This window comes from Vibrio sp. Vb1554 (assembly GCF_033344235.1).
This window is the reverse complement of record NZ_JAWPOJ010000113.1, coordinates 1-1,729: the sequence shown is the minus strand read 5'-3', so window position 1 is coordinate 1,729 and position 1,729 is coordinate 1. Positions and strand designations below refer to the sequence as shown.

The 1,729-nt window shown below is 41.2% G+C and carries 1 pseudogene; it reads left to right on the top strand.

Going from position 1 to position 1,729, the window contains the following annotated elements:
* Positions 1–815: 815 nt before the first annotated feature.
* Positions 816–1,652 (top strand): annotated as a pseudogene (locus R8N28_RS24080) (MBL fold metallo-hydrolase); the annotation flags it as partial.
* Positions 1,653–1,729: the final 77 nt, after the last annotated feature.

Here is a 1,729-nt window from a genome sequence, read left to right as displayed (position 1 = left end):
CAGACTATTTTTTCTCTTAGGTAGAATCGTAAAAATAAAAACTCTTAAAAATCAATGGCCGTCATGAATTTTCCCTGTATGCCTAACCAACATTTGCTCGCCACTTTGTTAGCTTTGAGCGTCCCTCTGACAAAAGGGAATTACATAAATTTGTAATAGTTCTCGTTTTTTATAAATCAATCTTGCCAGAAATGCACTTAGATGCTTATTATTATTAAAAGTTATTTCACTTTTCAGATGCTTAGCTTTAGAGACCTCGGAGTTATAACGACTTCGGGCACGCTACCGCCCCTAGGTCTGGCTCCTAGAGGCAATTGAAATGTTCACGATTTAATCGGTTGCATCTCCGATCTGGTGACGAATTGTATAGTAAACTCGTTGCAACGAAAAGCCATTCAATCGAAAAACTTACAAAAAAATAGCTCTTTCCTGACACTTAAAGCGTCAGAAATGTGTCGGTTTTATAAAATTATAATTATCAGACGCCCATTTACGCAGTTAGGACTAAGCAGCCAGTGACGTTGATTCCAAAAGATTAAATGCAAATAATTGCAATAATATGAATTGCATCACAAGCAGTTGCAACTTAACACAGTCAAATTTATGACGAACATCTAAGTCTCTCTAAACTTTCAGTTTTGCCATTTTCTTTCTCCTATTTTGCTTGCCTACAATACGCTCACTTATTCACTATCTGCCTGCTTACCCTACCTACTGAGCGATTTACCGAATCGCTGCCAAATAGTGAGGTTTGGCTACGTGTAATATAGATACTCACAAGCGTAAGCTAGCAAAGGTAAAAGCGTCGTTTTGTTATGAAAGTACTGCACCACGGTGGGAAAAATACGGTTACTGGCTCTTGCCACGAGCTCGTGTTACAAAATGGAAGTGTGCTGATCGACTGTGGTTTGCTACAAGGTGAAGATAATGCTCAGCGGCAGAGTTTGAATATCGACTTTTCTATCTCTGATCTCAAAGCGGTTGTTCTAACCCATTCTCATATCGATCATGTTGGTCGGCTACCTTGGTTATTGGCTGCTGGCTATAAGGGGCCTATTTACTGTACGGAAGCCTCCGCTGAGCTCGTACCGCTTATGTTAGAAGATGGATTAAAGCTCCAACTAGGCATGAGGCATCATCAAAGGGAAAACGTGCTCGATTTTATTCGAACGCTTATTCGCCCTTGCCCTTATTCCCAATGGATAGAGATTGAAGAACATGCCTCTCTTCGCTTTCAACCAGCAGGACACATTTTAGGGTCTGCATATGTTGAGTTTCGTTTATCAAACAATGAGGTTGTTGTGTTCTCAGGGGATTTGGGCCCTCGTAACACGCCTCTCCTACCGGATCCGGTATCGCCTGAAAAAGCTGACTATTTGTTTATCGAGTCGACATACGGCAATAAAGTTCACGAAGATGTAGAGTCTCGCAGTAGGCGATTGCTTTCTATTATTGAGCATGCACTTCAGGATGGTGGCGTAATTGTTATACCGGCTTTTAGCGTCGGGAGAACTCAAGAGTTACTCTTTGATATAGAACAGCTTATTCATGAGCACGCTTTGCAAGATTCACTGCCTATTATTCTTGATTCTCCTTTGGCTAAAAAGGTAACTAATACCTATCGCCAATTTAAAAAGCTTTGGGGAGCAGAAGGGCTTTGTTGCGTAATTCGATGGAACTAAATCAAGAAACTACGATCTGAGCGGCTACGCCCATCAATCGTCGTAGC